The sequence below is a fragment of the Virgibacillus dakarensis genome (genome assembly GCF_900155625.1).
Lineage (GTDB): Bacteria > Bacillota > Bacilli > Bacillales > Amphibacillaceae > Lentibacillus_C > Lentibacillus_C populi.
The window spans coordinates 2,676,234-2,692,055 of the sequence record NZ_LT732554.1 but is presented as its reverse complement, the minus strand read 5'-3'; the positions used below and the strand labels follow the sequence as shown (position 1 = coordinate 2,692,055).

The 15,822-nt window shown below is 41.8% G+C and carries 11 protein-coding genes and 1 pseudogene; all 12 read right to left on the bottom strand.

Features of this window, described 5'->3' with window-relative positions; genetic code table 11:
- Positions 1–61: 61 nt before the first annotated feature.
- Positions 62–1,492, bottom strand: a complete 1,431-nt coding sequence (gene gatB / locus CZ382_RS22475; protein WP_088053292.1) for an Asp-tRNA(Asn)/Glu-tRNA(Gln) amidotransferase subunit GatB — start codon at positions 1,490–1,492, stop codon at positions 62–64.
- Entirely contained in the window at positions 1,489–2,964 is a 1,476-nt protein-coding gene (gene gatA / locus CZ382_RS22470; RefSeq protein WP_088053291.1) for an Asp-tRNA(Asn)/Glu-tRNA(Gln) amidotransferase subunit GatA, read from the bottom strand. Before gatA ends, gatB begins: the two co-directional genes overlap by 4 nt.
- Positions 2,965–2,976: 12 nt before the next feature.
- Positions 2,977–3,267, bottom strand: coding sequence for an Asp-tRNA(Asn)/Glu-tRNA(Gln) amidotransferase subunit GatC (gene gatC, locus CZ382_RS22465; RefSeq protein WP_088053290.1), 291 nt, complete (start codon positions 3,265–3,267; stop codon positions 2,977–2,979).
- Positions 3,268–3,440: 173 nt separating this feature from the next.
- Positions 3,441–4,961: a sodium/proline symporter PutP gene (putP, locus tag CZ382_RS22460; RefSeq protein WP_088053289.1), complete on the bottom strand. Its 1,521-nt coding sequence runs from the start codon at positions 4,959–4,961 to the stop codon at positions 3,441–3,443.
- A gap of 325 nt (positions 4,962–5,286) precedes the next feature.
- On the bottom strand, positions 5,287–5,421 hold the full coding sequence (locus CZ382_RS24590; protein WP_268811339.1) for a hypothetical protein: 135 nt from the start codon (positions 5,419–5,421) through the stop codon (positions 5,287–5,289).
- 13 nt (positions 5,422–5,434) lie between these two features.
- Positions 5,435–6,700 carry a helix-turn-helix domain-containing protein gene (locus tag CZ382_RS22455; RefSeq protein WP_088053288.1) on the bottom strand — a complete coding sequence of 422 codons (1,266 nt, stop codon included), beginning with the start codon at positions 6,698–6,700 and terminating at the stop codon, positions 5,435–5,437.
- 245 nt (positions 6,701–6,945) lie between these two features.
- On the bottom strand, positions 6,946–8,499 hold the full coding sequence (pruA, locus tag CZ382_RS22450) for an L-glutamate gamma-semialdehyde dehydrogenase (RefSeq protein ID WP_088053287.1): 1,554 nt from the start codon (positions 8,497–8,499) through the stop codon (positions 6,946–6,948).
- 115 nt (positions 8,500–8,614) lie between these two features.
- Positions 8,615–9,856: a CamS family sex pheromone protein gene (locus tag CZ382_RS22445; RefSeq protein ID WP_102415853.1), complete on the bottom strand. Its 1,242-nt coding sequence runs from the start codon at positions 9,854–9,856 to the stop codon at positions 8,615–8,617.
- Positions 9,857–10,059: 203 nt separating this feature from the next.
- A complete protein-coding gene (gene ligA, locus CZ382_RS22440) occupies positions 10,060–12,063 on the bottom strand; it encodes an NAD-dependent DNA ligase LigA (protein WP_088053286.1) in 2,004 nt (667 codons plus the stop codon).
- Positions 12,064–12,078: 15 nt separating this feature from the next.
- Positions 12,079–14,289, bottom strand: coding sequence for a DNA helicase PcrA (pcrA, locus tag CZ382_RS22435; protein ID WP_407701335.1), 2,211 nt, complete (start codon positions 14,287–14,289; stop codon positions 12,079–12,081).
- 263 nt (positions 14,290–14,552) lie between these two features.
- A complete protein-coding gene (pcrB, locus tag CZ382_RS22430) occupies positions 14,553–15,224 on the bottom strand; it encodes a heptaprenylglyceryl phosphate synthase (RefSeq protein WP_088053588.1) in 672 nt (223 codons plus the stop codon).
- 270 nt (positions 15,225–15,494) lie between these two features.
- Positions 15,495–15,785: pseudogene (locus CZ382_RS22425) on the bottom strand (ABC transporter ATP-binding protein); the annotation flags it as partial.
- Between the last annotated feature and the right edge of the window lie 37 nt (positions 15,786–15,822).

The window sequence follows — 15,822 nt, the reverse complement described above, 5'->3', positions numbered from 1 at the left end:
ATAAAAAGACCATCCCAATAGCAAATAATGCTTGAGATGGCCGAGAATACGCTAGGAAACGTTAACGCTTATCCATTTCTTCTTTCAAAATTTTATTAACCATTGGCGGGTTTGCTTGTCCCTTTGTTTGTTTCATCACTTGTCCAACCAAAAAGCCTAATGCGCGATCCTTACCGTTTTTATAGTCAATAATCGATTGTTCATTCACATCCAAAATTCCGGTAATAATTTCCTTGAGCTGACCTTCATCGGAAATCTGCACAAGCCCTTTCTCTTTGACAATTTTCTCCGGGTCACCGCCCTTATCAACCAATTCGGCAAAGACTTTTTTGGCGATTTTCGATGAAATCGTACCATCCTCGATAAGTTTAATCATTTTGCCAAGTGATTCCGGTGTGAGTGCCAGATCATGCAATTCTTTCTGGTGCTTGTTCATATAGCCGGAAATTTCACCCATCAGCCAGTTCGATGCCTGTTTGACATCAGCCCCATACTCAACTGTTGCTTCAAAAAAGTCGGCCATTTCCTTTGCGCCCGTCAAGTTTGCTGCATCATACTCGGATAATCCAAGTTCATCGATAAACCGTTTTTTACGTTTATCCGGCAACTCTGGGATTTCCCCGCGGATCCGCTCTTTCCATTCTTCATCAATATATAATGGTACAAGATCCGGTTCTGGGAAATAACGATAGTCATCGGAACCTTCCTTAACCCGCATCAAAATCGTTTCTTTGGTCTTCTCATCATAGCGGCGGGTTTCCTGTAAAATTTCTCCGCCTGACAGTAAAACCTTTTCTTGGCGTTTTTCTTCAAATTCAAGCCCTTTTTGTACAAAGGCAAACGAGTTTAAGTTTTTCAACTCTGTTTTAACCCCGAATTCCTCTTGTCCAATGGGCCTAATCGACAAGTTGGCGTCACATCTTAAGGATCCTTCCTCCATCTTACAGTCAGAGACACCAGTATATTGAATAATATTTTTCAATTTCTCAAGGTACGCATATGCTTCCTCCGGAGAACGCATATCAGGCTCTGATACGATTTCAATTAACGGTGTTCCCTGCCGGTTGAAATCGACCAGTGAATATCCGTCATCGCCATGAGTTAGTTTCCCTGCATCCTCCTCCAAATGGAGACGGGTAATACCAATCCGCTTCGTCTTTCCACCTACTTCAATTTCAATCCAGCCATGTTCCCCGATCGGCTGATCGAATTGCGAAATCTGATAGGCCTTCGGGTTATCCGGATAAAAATAGTTCTTCCGGTCAAATTTCGTATCTGTTGCAATTTGACAGTTTAGTGCCATTGCTGCTTTCATCGCAAAGTTTACCGCCTCTTCATTCAAAACCGGCAACACACCCGGATATCCCAGATCGATCGGGTTCACGTTCGTATTCGGGGCAGCTCCAAATGCATTCGGGCTGGGACTGAAAATTTTAGAAGCTGTTTTTAACTCGACATGTACTTCGAGTCCAATGATTGTTTCGAAATTCATTTGCTTGCACCCCCTAGCTGAGGTCGTTTTGTATGATGATCGGTTGCCTGTTCAAACGCATGAGCTGTCCGGTAAACCGTACCTTCGTCAAAATATTTACCGATAATTTGCAGACCATATGGCAATCCGCCTTTTGATAGCCCGCATGGTATCGAAATTGCCGGTACACCAGCCAAATTAACCGGGATTGTCAAAATATCATTTGTATACATCGTTAGTGGATCTTCCACTTTCTCGCCAATCTTAAATGCTGGTGTTGGTGTGGTTGGCCCGATAACAACATCATAGTTTTTAAAAATTTCATCAAAATCGTTTTTGATTAATGTACGTACCTTTTGTGCTTTTTTATAAAATGCATCATAATAGCCAGATGACAATGCATAGGTTCCAAGCATGATGCGGCGTTTCACTTCTTCGCCAAAGCCTTCGCTGCGGGAAAGCTTGAACATGTCCAGCATGTCTTTCGCATTTTCGGAACGCACGCCATAACGCACGCCGTCAAAACGGGCCAGGTTGGCAGATGCCTCTGATGATGCAAGTAAATAATAGGTTGCAACCGCGTATTTCGTATGTGGGAGCGAAACTTCTTCCCACTCAGCACCTAGTGATTCGTAAACTTTTAAGGCATCCATTACCGAATCCCTAACTTCCGGGGAAACACCTTCACCAAGATATTCCTTTGGCACGGCAATTTTTAATCCTTTTATATCACCTGTCAGGCTTTCCGTAAAAGCAGGCACATCGACATTCGCGCTTGTAGAATCCATTTTGTCCTGACCAGAAATAACTTCAAGTACGCGGGCATTGTCCGCAACATTGCGGGTAATCGGGCCAATCTGATCGAATGATGAAGCAAATGCAACTAGTCCAAAACGCGACACACGGCCATACGTCGGCTTTAAGCCGACAACACCACAAAATGCTGCAGGCTGGCGGATTGAGCCACCAGTGTCAGAGCCTAATGCATAAACGACTTCACCAGCAGCAACAGCAGCAGCTGATCCACCACTGGAGCCACCTGGAACATAATCGGTATGCCACGGGTTGCGTGTTGGTTCAAAACTTGAATTCTCATTCGATGATCCCATCGCAAACTCGTCCATATTTGTTTTACCAATCTTCACGGTTTTTGCCTCATCAAGTTTTTCAATCACTGTTGCACTGTACAATGGGTCATTAAAATTCCGTAAAAATTGACTTGCACACGTCGTTCGAAGTGCCTTTGTAACAATATTATCTTTAATCCCGCCTGGTATGCCAAATAACGGATGTACTGTGAAATCAGGAGTCTCCGTGTCTAAAGCTTTTGCCTGATTGCGGGCATTTTCTTCATCCAATGTTAAAAATGCTTTTACCTGATCATCGACTTCCGCTATCCGCTTGTAGGATGTATCGACTAAATCGCTCACTGCAATTTCTTTATTATGTAGCTTTTGTTCCAATTGCTTTATACTGTTATCAAACAATGACATGTACTTCCCTCCCTATTCCAAAATCGACGGTACGCGAAAATAGTCACCTTTTTTATCTGGTGCATTTTTCAGCGCTTCCTCTTGGGTAATCGTCTTTTTAGGCTCATCTTTACGCAGGACATTTTTCAAATCCAATACGTGGGTAGTCGGTTCTACACCAGTTGTATCCAGTTCATTTAATTGTTCTGCATATTCAAGAATCGAACTTAATTGCTTGGTAAATCGTTCTGCCTCTTCATCTGTTATCGCAAGTCGAGCCAAATTGGCAACATGTTTTACTTGATCGCTTGAAATATCCGCCATTTTCACACCTCCTGTAGTACTCTTACAATACTATTGATAATAGCAGAATTCGTTGACTATAGGCAACTGATCGGCCAATTTTACTACACAAAAAAACTTCACACCTCACTATTCTAACCAGCCTGACAAAGGAATAGCCTGGGAAAGGTGTGAAGTGTGTTTAAAAGAACTTGTTATTCGTTTAATTTCGCTAATGTCTCATCGAATTCCGCTTCAATTTCAGCAGATGGTTTTTCCAGCAAACTTACAATGATTGTAACAATTAGATTAAACAAGAAGCCGGGAAGTATTTCGTATAAATCGAAAATTCCACCTGACAAAAATCCTCCCCAAACAATAACGGTTGCAGCACCAACAATGATTCCTGCCAGTGCACCATTGCGAGTAATCCTTTTCCAAAATAAGGATAACAGGATAATTGGCCCAAAAGCAGCCCCAAATCCAGCCCAGGCATAACTTACCAGTTCCAACACCGAACTCTCCGGATTTAAGGCAAGCAAGGCAGCAATGATGGCGATGGCTAGCGTGGCAATTCTGCCAACCCAGACAAGCTCCTTATCTGATGCCTTTTTACGGAAAAGTGCCTTGTAAAAATCCTCAGCCACCGCAGAAGATGATACAAGCAGCTGGGAGTCAATGGTACTCATGATGGCAGACAAAATTGCCGCTAACAGGACACCTGCCACAATCGGGTGGAATAGAATCTGGGAAAATGCGATAAAGATTTTTTCCGGGTCAGCAAGTACTTGCAACCCGCCCTCCGTTGTAACATCAATACCAAACTTCCCTAAAACAGATACATCCTGCGTACTGATAAACGCAAGACCAACAAAACCGGTAAAAATTGCTCCATAAAGCCCCAAGATCATCCACGTTGTCCCGATTAAACGAGCTTTCGGAACGTCTTTTGCTGATCGTAATGCCATAAACCGGACAATAATATGCGGCTGTCCAAAATAGCCCAATCCCCAGGCAACAGAGGAAATAATTGCGAGCAGGCCAACCCCTTGTACCATGTTCAGGTGGGTGGGATCGATCTGACCAACAGCTTGAACCGCTGCATCCCAGCCCCCCATTTGATTGAGGGCAACAATCGGAACAACGATCAATGCCAGGAACATTAACAGCCCCTGGAAAAAGTCTGTCCAGGCTACAGCCAAGAATCCTCCTAGAAGTGTATATGAAACAACGACAATCGTGCCAATCCAAAGGGCAGTATGATAGGATAAGCCAAATGATGCCTCAAACAGCTTTGCCCCGGCTACCATACCTGATGATGTATAAAATGTGAAGAACAGTAATATGACTAATGCGGAAATTATCCGCAGCATATGTGATTTATCTTTAAAACGGTTTTCCAGGAAGTCTGGAACTGTAACCGAGTCATTGGAAACTTCTGTATACACACGCAGACGTTTTGCAACAAATTGCCAGTTTAAATAAGCACCTATCGAGAGGCCTATTGCCATCCATGCTTCTGATAGGCCTGAAGCATAAATCGCTCCCGGCAGACCTAAGAGCAACCAGCCACTCATGTCCGAGGCCCCCGCACTTAAGGCTGCAACACCCGCGCCAAGCGAACGCCCGCCCAGAACATAATCCGCTAAATTATTTGTTCTAAAATACATGATAAGACCGATAACAAGCATGCCAATCAAATAAACAATAAAGGTAACCAATGTTTCTATTTCCATAATTGAATCACTTCCTCTCTGTAAATAACGTTACAATGGATAATAAAATTAACAGTGGCATTGGAACAAATATCCAAAACCATGTAATGCCCGCAATCGCATACTCTGTCTCTTGCATCTTGACACCCCTTTCTGAATAATTCACAAATATAAAATTAACATAATAGTACTTTTATAATAGCATATACTACGATCCAATTCATCATGTTACTTTTACGACCGGGTTAGCTTATTCCCAGAAACAAAAAAAGGCCCGAAACAGCTTTCCACACCGTTTCAGGCAAATCATAGTAATAGGGTAAAAAAAGATCAAACTGGTTAAATCTTAAAAATAAGTGTTGCTGATTGAAAGAACGCTAGGTTCCCTATCAATTGCCAAATCTGAAGTATTATCTTGAGTAAATAAAAATCCTACAGCTAAAAGAGCCCCTAATGCTACTGATGCTATTAGTTTTTTCATTTTATCGCCCCCTTTAAATATTTGTAAATTGCTCATAAGCTAAGTTAGCTTGCTTATAAAATTTAGTTGCATCCTTGTACCTGTATAATCGTTCATAATGCTGTCCCATAAGCTCTGCATAGGTAACAAGGTTTGCATAGTCTTTATGCTTTTTCAAGTATGGGATAAATTCATTAATTACCAGATTTTCAAATTTTTCATGATCATCACCCAATGCGAAGTGATAGGTATAAATCATATAATATAACAACCGAAATGGCTCTATATCATCAAGGTCTTTCATTAAACTAAGACCTTTCTCTATAATCCCTTTGGCTTTGTCGTATTGCTCAACATTATAATATTCTCTTATTAAACAGGCTATCGCAGCAAGTCGTTCAACTAAAATCACCTTATCATCATCAACTATTTTCCCAAAATATTGAATCGCCTGCTTTGCTTCTCCCTTTGTTGAGTACAAATTCCCTAAATTTTGGTTTGTTAATTGGATAAGCTGCCTATTATTGTTTAATTTCCCCAAGTGCAAGGCCAAATTATAATTCTTGATTGCCTTTTCATACATCATAAGCCTGCGATAAGAAATACCAAGCAAAATATGGCATTGTGCACATCGTAAAAAGTTATAATTCCTCTGGAAAACATCCAATGCTTTATTCGCATACTCAATCGAATCCAGCGTATTTCGCAGTTTGCTGTGTGTTACCGAAATTGTGTACTGCAAGTCAGCAATTTCACTTTCAGCCAGTTCAAGATGATTTAACTTTTCTTCTGCTAGCTTATACATCCGCATCGCTTGGTTAAACTCACCAACCTGGGAGTTATAGTTCCCTTTAAACTTATACCAATAAAACTGATGCAAACTATCAAACGTGCTTGACAAATCAGCAAGGCTGTTAATTTGCGTCAATGCTGCTTCATACTGTCCTAATATTAAGAAGTATCTAATCTTATGTATCTCAAACATTACCATGCTTTCCGAATGCGTGTCTTCCATCAATGCCTCAAGCTCGTTGTAACCTCTTTCAATTTCATCCTTGTCATTGACCTCAAATAGCTGGCTGTACCACTCCTGGCACTTATTCTTAATGGTAATGTCCTTTTCATTATCAAGCTGAATACCAAGCCGTGTGCATAGTAAGCTGATAACTTCCGGGCTTGCTTCGGTTTTCCCATTTTCAATCTTGGATAAGTAGGCAAAAGATACAATTCCTTCAGCAAGTTCTGCTTGGGTCATTTCCTGTTTGATACGGTGTAATTTGATATAAGAACCAATTTCCATCTATTTACCCACCTCACTAACAGAATCCGAAAAGGCGTTACATGATATTTCTATACTTATATAATAGCATGAATTTCCAAAAATTCATATTGGGAAAGTTGAGGGGTATTTTGGGCGATTATCCATCTAAAAACTTGCCTACTTTCCTAAAATGAGGAAAGTTATGCAAAAAAGAGACCTTTTTCTGCATTATTTTACCAGAAAAAGGTCTTGTGTAATTTTTTTGTTAAATTGTGTCTATTTACTCACAACATTTCAGATGTGGTTTTTCCTTGCATATGTTGGATTAGGTAATCCGGACCACCGGCTTTGGAATCTGTACCGGACATATTGAAACCGCCAAATGGCTGATAACCAACAATAGCCGCTGTACAGCCACGGTTAAAGTATAAGTTACCGACATGGAAGTCCTCACGAGCCTGTTCCAGGTGTGCGCGATTATTCGTAATGACTGCACCAGTTAGCCCATAATCCGTATTGTTGGCAATTTCAATTGCATGGTCAAAATCCTTAGCCTTGGTTAATGCAACAACAGGGCCAAAGATTTCCTCTTGCATGATGCGTGCTTCCGGATCAACATCAGCAAATACGGTCGGGTTAATAAACCAGCCTTTACTATCCTCGCCTGTACCACCGACAAGCAGTTCGCCTTCTTTTTTACCGATTTCGATGTAGCTCATAATCTTATCATATGCACCTTGATCAATGACAGGGCCCATAAAGATATTGGAAGGATCTGAAGTGTTACCGACCGTTAATTTCTTTGTTAACGCTGCAACACGGTCTTTCACTTGATCATAAACATCTTCATGAATAACCGCACGTGAACATGCTGAACATTTTTGACCGGAAAAGCCAAATGCAGATTGCACAATCGATTCTGCAGCAAGCTCCAAGTCTGCTTCTTTATCCACAACGATCGTATCTTTCCCACCCATTTCAATAATCGTCCGTTTCAGCCATTTTTGACCATCCTGTACGACCGCCGCACGTTCGAAAATACGTGTTCCCACATCACGGGAACCGGTGAAGCTTACGAAACGTGTACGAGGATGATCAACTAAATAATCCCCAACTTCGCTTCCTGGTCCGGGAATGTAGTTGATAACACCTTTTGGCATACCTGCTTCTTCTAATACTTCCATTAATTTATACGCAATAACTGGTGTTGTACTTGCCGGCTTTAGGAGTACTGTGTTTCCGGTAACCATTGCGGCAACCGTTGTACCAGTCATAATCGCAAAAAGGAAGTTCCATGGGGAAATAACAACACCAACGCCCAACGGAATATAATGAAATTGATTATGTTCGATCGGGCGGCTGTTTACTTCGGCACCATCTTTTATTTTAAGCATTTGCCGGCCATAGTATTCCATGAAATCAATGCCTTCTGCAACGTCAGCATCCGCTTCTTTCCAAGGTTTTCCGCCTTCTTTAATCAAGTGAGCAGTGAATTCCAGTTTGCGGCGACGGACAATTGCGGCTGCTCGGAACAAAATATCTGCACGAAATTTTGGATCTGATTTTCTCCACGTTTCAAATGTTTCATCGGCAACCTTCATCGCTTTTTCGGCTAATTCCTTATTTGCTTTGGATACATAGCCGATTATTTCTTTTTTATTAGCAGGGTTTACCGAAACAATTTTATCCTCGGTAGTAATGCGTTCACCGCCGATAATTAACGGATATTCCCCGCCAAGATCAGCTTCAACCTGCTTAATAGCTTCCCGTATAGCTTGCTTATTTTCTTCTACCGAGAAATCCGTAAAAGGTTCATGTTTATATGGTACTACTGCCATTAAAAAAACCTCCTTAAATTATCCTGTGACTCCGTTTTCAGTAAAATATGGGATGGAGTATGTCCATCCCATATTTTACCCGAACTCTGTAAACAGTTCAATCATTAGAAATGATCTAATGAAAAATATGAACAGTAGGATCATCAACGCCAGCGCTACGATAAATCAAACTTTCTGTTTCATTATTTGCGGTGACTTTAACTTCCAGATCATAATATTTTGGGAACATTTCCTTTATCAGGCCATACGCGTATTGGGTGAACCCGATAACCTCCCCTTTTCCGTAAAATTCAATAGGGATTTCCAGTGTCAGCTTTTTTAAATCTTTATTAATATAAAACCCTTCTCCGATGACACCAACATAGTTAGGGAAAAATTGCTGAATTTCTTTTCCGAAGTCTTCCACAAGCTTGTTATCATCAAAGTATTTCTCCGCAGATTGTTCATTTGGAAATAAAACATAGTCTTCCTTGATGGCTTCCCAATCGTCAATTGCCGATTCGCCCCCATTTACAACGGTTTTGGCTACGTAGTTTCCAGGTACAGGTGAACCTTGGCCTTCTTCACGGTACAAGCCGATCATAACCGGAACGTTTTGTAATCCATCTATTTTCCGAATACGTTCCAGGACAGTTTTTGCCATCTCTTTCCCATGCTCAAGCATTCGTTTTTCTGAAATTTTTTCATAATAGTATGGACCGTCTTTTTTCTTTTGAAAACGATATTCTGACTTCAAGGCAAGTCCAATAGAAATTCCTACTAGTTCAGCACTATTATCTTCCTTTTTCTTCAAATAATCCTGCTCCAGAATATGGGATAGGTATGTCGGATTTTTCCTATTTGCTTCCTCACTATACTCATCGTCATCTGCAAGTTGAGGGTTCAAACCAAGCTGCAGATCCTGTTTAACCTCTTCTATTTCGTCTTTACTTGCTTTTCTGCCCTTTCCTAGTTCCAGCGATTTAACCTTGTCCTTGGCTGCTTCATTTAATTGTTCCTTTGTAAGTGATCTGCCCAGCCATTTATAAACCATGTCTTCTTTTAAATATTGGCCTTCCTGAAAATAATACTTTTTCGGGTCGTAAACGGATTTGGAATGGCGCCTTAGTCCTTCTTCCATTTCATCGATATCGAGGCGATTCCCCATTTGATTCGTTATAACTCCTCTGGCGGCGCTGGTTTTGTATGGCAGGATCATTTTATAGGTTTCCTCAGACAATTGATAGCTTGGGACAATGGATTTTTCCTGATTTGCCTGTTCATTCTTTTTTTGAACTACTTCATCCTCGTTCATTTTCGGTGCACAGCTCGCAAGTAAAAGCAGCGTGCAGAGGAGACTTACACATAATTTCTTCACGATTTCAACTCCCTAATTCTAAAGCGTAAGCGCCCGGTTAGCGGCGTATGTGCTGGACTGAACCGTAGGAGATAAAGGAAACACGGTGAGCGTGAGCGAACCGATGTTGACTTATCGTACGGAGGTGAAGGAAGCACACTAGCCGCTGGGCGCTGGAGCTGGATGTGTTTATTTTCCATTTCCATTGATACGCTAACCAAAAATTATACATCTAAGGCTTCTTTTAGCTGTTGTTCATCCCAAATGGTTACACCAAGTTTTTGTGCTTTCTCATATTTCGATCCGGCATCTTCTCCGGCAATGACAATGTCCGTTTTTTTACTGACACTACCTGTAACAGTTCCACCCATATTCTCGATAATTTCCTTTGCTTCCGGGCGTGTATAATGCTCCATCTTCCCTGTCAGCACAATGGTTTTACCGGAGAAAATTGTATCGGCCGTTTGTTCCGATCGCTTTATCCCTTTGTATTCCATGTTTACACCAAGTCCGCTTAGCTCCTTGAGCAGATCCATCACTTCCTCTTCGGAAAAATACTGCACAATGGAATCAGCCATTTTTTCGCCGATTTCATCAACCGCAATCAAATCATCAAGTGTAGCATGCTGCAATTTTTCCATTGTCTCGAACTGCTCGGCAAGCGTTTTGGCTGCCTTGGCTCCAACAAAGCGAATTCCCAGACCAAATAAAAGTCGCTCCAGTGAGTTCGTTTTTGACGCTTCAATTGCTTGTAGTAAATTATCGACTGATTTTTCACCCATGCGCTCCAAGTTTAATAATTCGTCGCGCTTTAGCCGATAGATATCCGCAATGGTATGGATCAGTTTCTCCTGGAAAAGCTGGATAATCACTTTTTCCCCTAACCCATCAATATTCATCGCATTCCGTGACACGAAGTGAATAAGCCCTTCCTTCAACTGGGCGGGGCAATTCGGATTAATACAGCGAAGCGCCACTTCTCCTTCAAGTCTAACTAATTCGCTGCCACATGCCGGACATTCGGTCGGCATGTGAAACTCTTGCTCATTACCCGTCCTTTTTTCCTCAACAATCCGAACAACTTCCGGGATGATATCGCCAGCCTTTTTAATAACAACCTTATCCCCAATGCGAATATCTTTGGCACGAATAAGATCTTCATTATGCAATGATGCACGTTTGACCGTTGTTCCAGCAACTTTAACGGCATCTAATACCGCTGTGGGGGTAATGACTCCTGTGCGTCCGACACTTAGTTCAATATCTCGTAACGTTGTGATCACTTCTTCAGCCGGAAATTTATAGGCAATTGCCCAGCGTGGACTTTTGGCTGTGTAGCCTAGCTCTTCCTGCTGGTCCAAATTATCCACCTTCACAACAATGCCATCGATTTCATAATGTAAATTTGGACGTTCCGCTGTCCAATATTCCACGTATTCAATGACCGCTTCAATAGTTTGACATCTGCGCCATTCGGGATTTGTTTTGAATCCCAATTGTTGCAAATACTCCAGCCGTTCACTGTGGGATTCGATTGCTCCAGCTTCCCATTCCCCAACACCGTATAAAAAGATATCGAGATTGCGTTCTGCGGCAATTTTCGGATCAAGCTGCCGTAGTGAACCTGCCGCAGCATTTCGTGGATTAGCGAAGGGTTCTTCCCCGTTTTCCTCACGCTTTTTATTTAGAGCAAGGAACGATTTATGCGGCATATATGCTTCCCCGCGAACTTCAATTGTTTCGGTATCTTTAATGGTTAACGGGATACTGCGGATCGTTCGTAAATTGCTCGTAATATCTTCACCGGTCGTTCCGTCTCCACGGGTTGCCCCACGGGTAAATTTGCCGTCTTCGTAGAGTAAAGAAATCGCCAATCCATCAATTTTTAATTCACAAACATAGGTTACCGGCTGATCGGTTCCTTCCCTTACCCGTCTGTCAAAGTCACGTAAATCACCCGCATTAAAGGCATTTCCGAGACTTAACATCGGTACATTATGCTGGACTTTTTGAAAAGCAGCAAGCGGTTCTGCGCCGATACGCTGGGTCGGGGAATCGGCGGTAATAAGCTCCGGGTATGCCTCTTCCAGTTTTCGCAGTTCCTGTAGCTTTTCATCATATTCAGAATCTGGAACACTAGGTTTATCGAGTACGTAATATTCATATCCATATTGATTCAACAGTTCTTTTAATGCATCTATTTTTTCTTGTGCTTGTTGTTTGTTCATCCATCAAACACCATCCTACTCCTTCGTGATCGGTGCAAACTTTGCCAATAGCCGCTTAATCCCGGTCGGGGCCGGAAACGCAATATCAAGCTCCATTGCCTCGCCTTCCCCCTGTACCTTGACGACCGTGCCAACACCCCATTTTTTATGGTTGGCCTTATCGCCCGGCATCCAGGTTTGACTTTCAGCACCAGTTGTCTTCTGTAATCTTTCCGCTTTTCTTTTGAGCTGTTTCGGCTGCTCGTTGTTTTTTTGGGCAAACATTCCACCACCAAACATGGTTTCTCTTGCCTGCTCGATCCCATCAATCAGTTCTTCCGGGATTTCTTGAATAAAGCGGCTGATTGGGTTCATGTTTGTCCGTCCGTATAGCGTTCGCATTTTGGCATGGGTTAAATAAAGCTCTTGTTCCGCCCTGGTAATGCCGACATAGGCTAAGCGGCGTTCTTCTTCCATTTCATCGTTATCAAACATGGAACGGCTATGTGGAAAGACGTTTTCCTCCATCCCGATTAAAAAGACAACTGGAAATTCCAGTCCTTTCGCGGCATGCAGTGTCATCAGTGTAACCTTTTCATCCTGCTCGGAGTCATCATCAACCCGATCGATATCCGCGATCAAAGCCAAATCGGTTAAGAATGCAACAAGAGTTTTGTCTTCACTTCCCGCTTCAAAGTCCTTCGTAACCGTCATGAATTCCTCCAGGTTTTCCAGCCGGCTTTGTGATTCAATTGTATTTTCGTTTTTTAGCATTTTTTCATAGCCTGTTCGTTCCAGTACCGCTTCCACCATGTCTGTTGCCGTTAAAAATTCCTGCTGCTGTGCTAGTGATCGGATTAACGTTGTAAATTGCTCTAATTGATTAGCAGCCTTTTTAGAAACACCGGTTAAGTCAACATCCTTCACTGCCTCGTAAAAAGATAAACCATGTTCAGTCGCATAAGCACGCAGCCGGTCAATAGACGTTTTGCCAATACCGCGTTTTGGTACGTTTACGACTCGTTCAAAGCTGATATCGTCGTCAGGATTGGTAATTAACCGTAAATATGCGGTTAAATCTTTAATTTCTTTGCGTTCATAGAATTTTTGCCCGCCAACCATTTGGTAAGGAATGGTCGATTTCATCAAGGTTGCCTCGATGGCCCGGGATTGAGCGTTTGTCCGGTACAAGATGGCAATGTCTCTGGGCGAAAAACCTTGTTCGCGTGTCAATTCCTGAATTTTATCCGTTACATACAATGCTTCTTCCTGCTCCGTTGCTCCCTGGAAATAGCTGATTTGTTTTCCGTCTGCATTTTCGGTCCACAGATTTTTCGGTTTGCGTCCTGGATTGTTATGAATGACATTGTTGGCTGCCTCCAGGATCGCTTTGGTTGAACGATAATTTTGTTCGAGAAAGATAGTCCGTGCTGTTGGATAGTCCTTTTCAAACGAGAGGATATTCTGAATATCCGCACCGCGCCAACGGTAAATGGACTGGTCAGAGTCACCGACCACACAAAGATTCTGGAACCTGCTTGCTAGCTGTTTTACTAAATAGTATTGCGCATGGTTGGTATCCTGATACTCATCCACATGAATGTATTGGAACCGGCGCTGATAGAATTCAAGTACCTCCGGAACCCGCTTAAACAAATGGATCGTTTGCATGATCAGATCATCAAAATCGAGTGATTGGTTTTTTTGCAGCATTTTTTGATATGCCTGATAGATTTGCGCAACCTGTCGTTCATAAAAGTTGCCAACATTATTACTGTATTCTTCAGGCGTAACAAGTTCGTTTTTTGCCGAACTTATTTGCCCTAGCATGGCTCGAGGATCGATTTTTTTCGGATCAATGTTTAGGTTTTTCAGTATCTGTTTGATAACGGACAGCTGATCACTGCTATCCAAAATGGTAAAATTCCGGTTGTACCCGATCCGGTCAATATCGCGTCTCAGAATTCGTACACACATCGAGTGGAAAGTAGATACCCAAATTTGTTCACTTCCCGCGCCAACCAGTCTATGGACACGATCCCTCATCTCTCGTGCAGCCTTATTGGTAAACGTAATCGCTAAAATATTCCGGGGGGCAACATCTTTTTCCCTTAATAAATACGCAATTCGATGTGTCAGTACGCGGGTCTTTCCACTTCCTGCTCCCGCCATAATTAATAACGGTCCGTCTGTATGCTTGACAGCCTCCTGCTGTTCTTTATTTAATCCGTTTAGTAGATCGTTCATTGTTTGACTCACGGGTGACACCACCTTATTTTATTTCTTGTCAGAGTCTGTTCAAGTAATCTGACACTGTACAACTGCCTGTCGGTAACTTCCGGAATGGGGTAGTACTATCCAGATTGCGGAATACTATCCAAAAATGAGTAAATACTATCCAAAGCCGGGCAAATACTATCCGAGATTGCGAAATACTATCCAAAACTGGACAAATACTATCCGAAATTGCAAAATACTATCCAAACTCCTTGATATTTTATCTGCACACATTACTTTACTGCTTTAACTGTCTTTAACGCGTTTTTGAAGTCTGTATAAATACTGTTTCCTACAATAATCACATCAGCATGTTCTTTCATCTCAACTGCTTGCTGGCTATTTTCAATTCCGCCCCCATAAAAAAGCAATGTGTTGTTCAGTTCATTTTTTACTTGCCGGACAAGCTGTGGATCACCATATGTGCCGCTGTATTCCAAATAAAAAATTGGTAAATGAAACATGTGCTCAACCATAAAAGCATAGGCAGTCACATCATCTGTATCTGGCAGTTCACAATTGGTTTTTCTGAAAGCTTTTGCTTCTTCATTTAAAATACAGTACCCTTCAACGAAAATTTCGTCCCAGTTCATGATATCTTTATAGTTTTTAATGGCTTGATGCTGTATATCCATCATCCATTTTTTCTCAGTTGAATTCATCACCATAGGGACAAAGTAAAAATCAAATCCCGGAGTAATGGCATCCATATCAGATATTTCCAATATACATGGGACCGTAAAACGGCGAATTCGCGATAGTAGATCCAGCACCCCGTCTAATGTAATATTATCCGTCCCTCCGACAATAATTGCATCGGTCCCGGATTCACAAAGTTTTTCCAGGTTTTCATCCGTTATTTCCTTCGCCGGATCCAGCTTGAATATATGCTTCCATTCATTCATCTCTTTATACAAAGGTTTTAACCTCCATTTTCGTAATCCCATTAGTCTATTATAGCAAAAATTTTGCCTCGAGATTAGGGTGAATATGAATGTTTTTGGCGGAAATTATTTTGGGAAATATTCATCTAGTATAATAAAATTCATTATACAGGAATATACGTTCCATATACAGTATCCTTACATAAATTCTCTATTCCGTCTACACAAAAACCCTGCCATACTAGACAGGGTTTAGCTTCATTATTCGTTTGGCAATTACAGTGCCAAACATCAACTTAATATAGCCCGATCACTTTCAAATTGTTTCCCGCGTATCCGCCTAAATTCATGCAGCAAGTCTTCCAGGCTCAGCTTTTGTTTCGCTTCTCCTCGTACATCAAAAATAATTTGTCCTTTATCCATCATAATGAGTCTGCTGCCTAAATCTAAGGCTTGCTGCATATTGTGTGTTACCATTATTGTTGTTAAACCCGATTGTTTCACCACTTTTTCAGTGAGATTCGTAATCAGTTCTGCCCGGGCAGGATCAAGAGCAGCAGTATGTTCATCCAGCATTATAATCGCCCTGTGACGCTGATGTTTGCTGGGAGTTAATCAT

Excerpts from the sequence above, each read along its gene's own strand:
- CZ382_RS24590 (WP_268811339.1), bottom strand. The coding sequence starts at position 5,421 with ATGAAAAAACTAATAGCATCAGTAGCATTAGGGGCTCTTTTAGCTGTA.
- pcrA (WP_407701335.1), bottom strand. The coding sequence starts at position 14,289 with ATGAACGATCTACTAAACGGATTAAATAAAGAACAGCAGGAGGCTGTC.
- CZ382_RS22455 (WP_088053288.1), bottom strand. The coding sequence starts at position 6,700 with ATGGAAATTGGTTCTTATATCAAATTACACCGTATCAAACAGGAAATG.
- putP (WP_088053289.1), bottom strand. The coding sequence starts at position 4,961 with ATGGAAATAGAAACATTGGTTACCTTTATTGTTTATTTGATTGGCATG.
- gatA (WP_088053291.1), bottom strand. The coding sequence starts at position 2,964 with ATGTCATTGTTTGATAACAGTATAAAGCAATTGGAACAAAAGCTACAT.
- pruA (WP_088053287.1), bottom strand. The coding sequence starts at position 8,499 with ATGGCAGTAGTACCATATAAACATGAACCTTTTACGGATTTCTCGGTA.
- pcrB (WP_088053588.1), bottom strand. The coding sequence starts at position 15,224 with ATGAATGAATGGAAGCATATATTCAAGCTGGATCCGGCGAAGGAAATA.
- gatC (WP_088053290.1), bottom strand. The coding sequence starts at position 3,267 with ATGGCGGATATTTCAAGCGATCAAGTAAAACATGTTGCCAATTTGGCT.
- gatB (WP_088053292.1), bottom strand. The coding sequence starts at position 1,492 with ATGAATTTCGAAACAATCATTGGACTCGAAGTACATGTCGAGTTAAAA.
- ligA (WP_088053286.1), bottom strand. The coding sequence starts at position 12,063 with ATGAACAAACAACAAGCACAAGAAAAAATAGATGCATTAAAAGAACTG.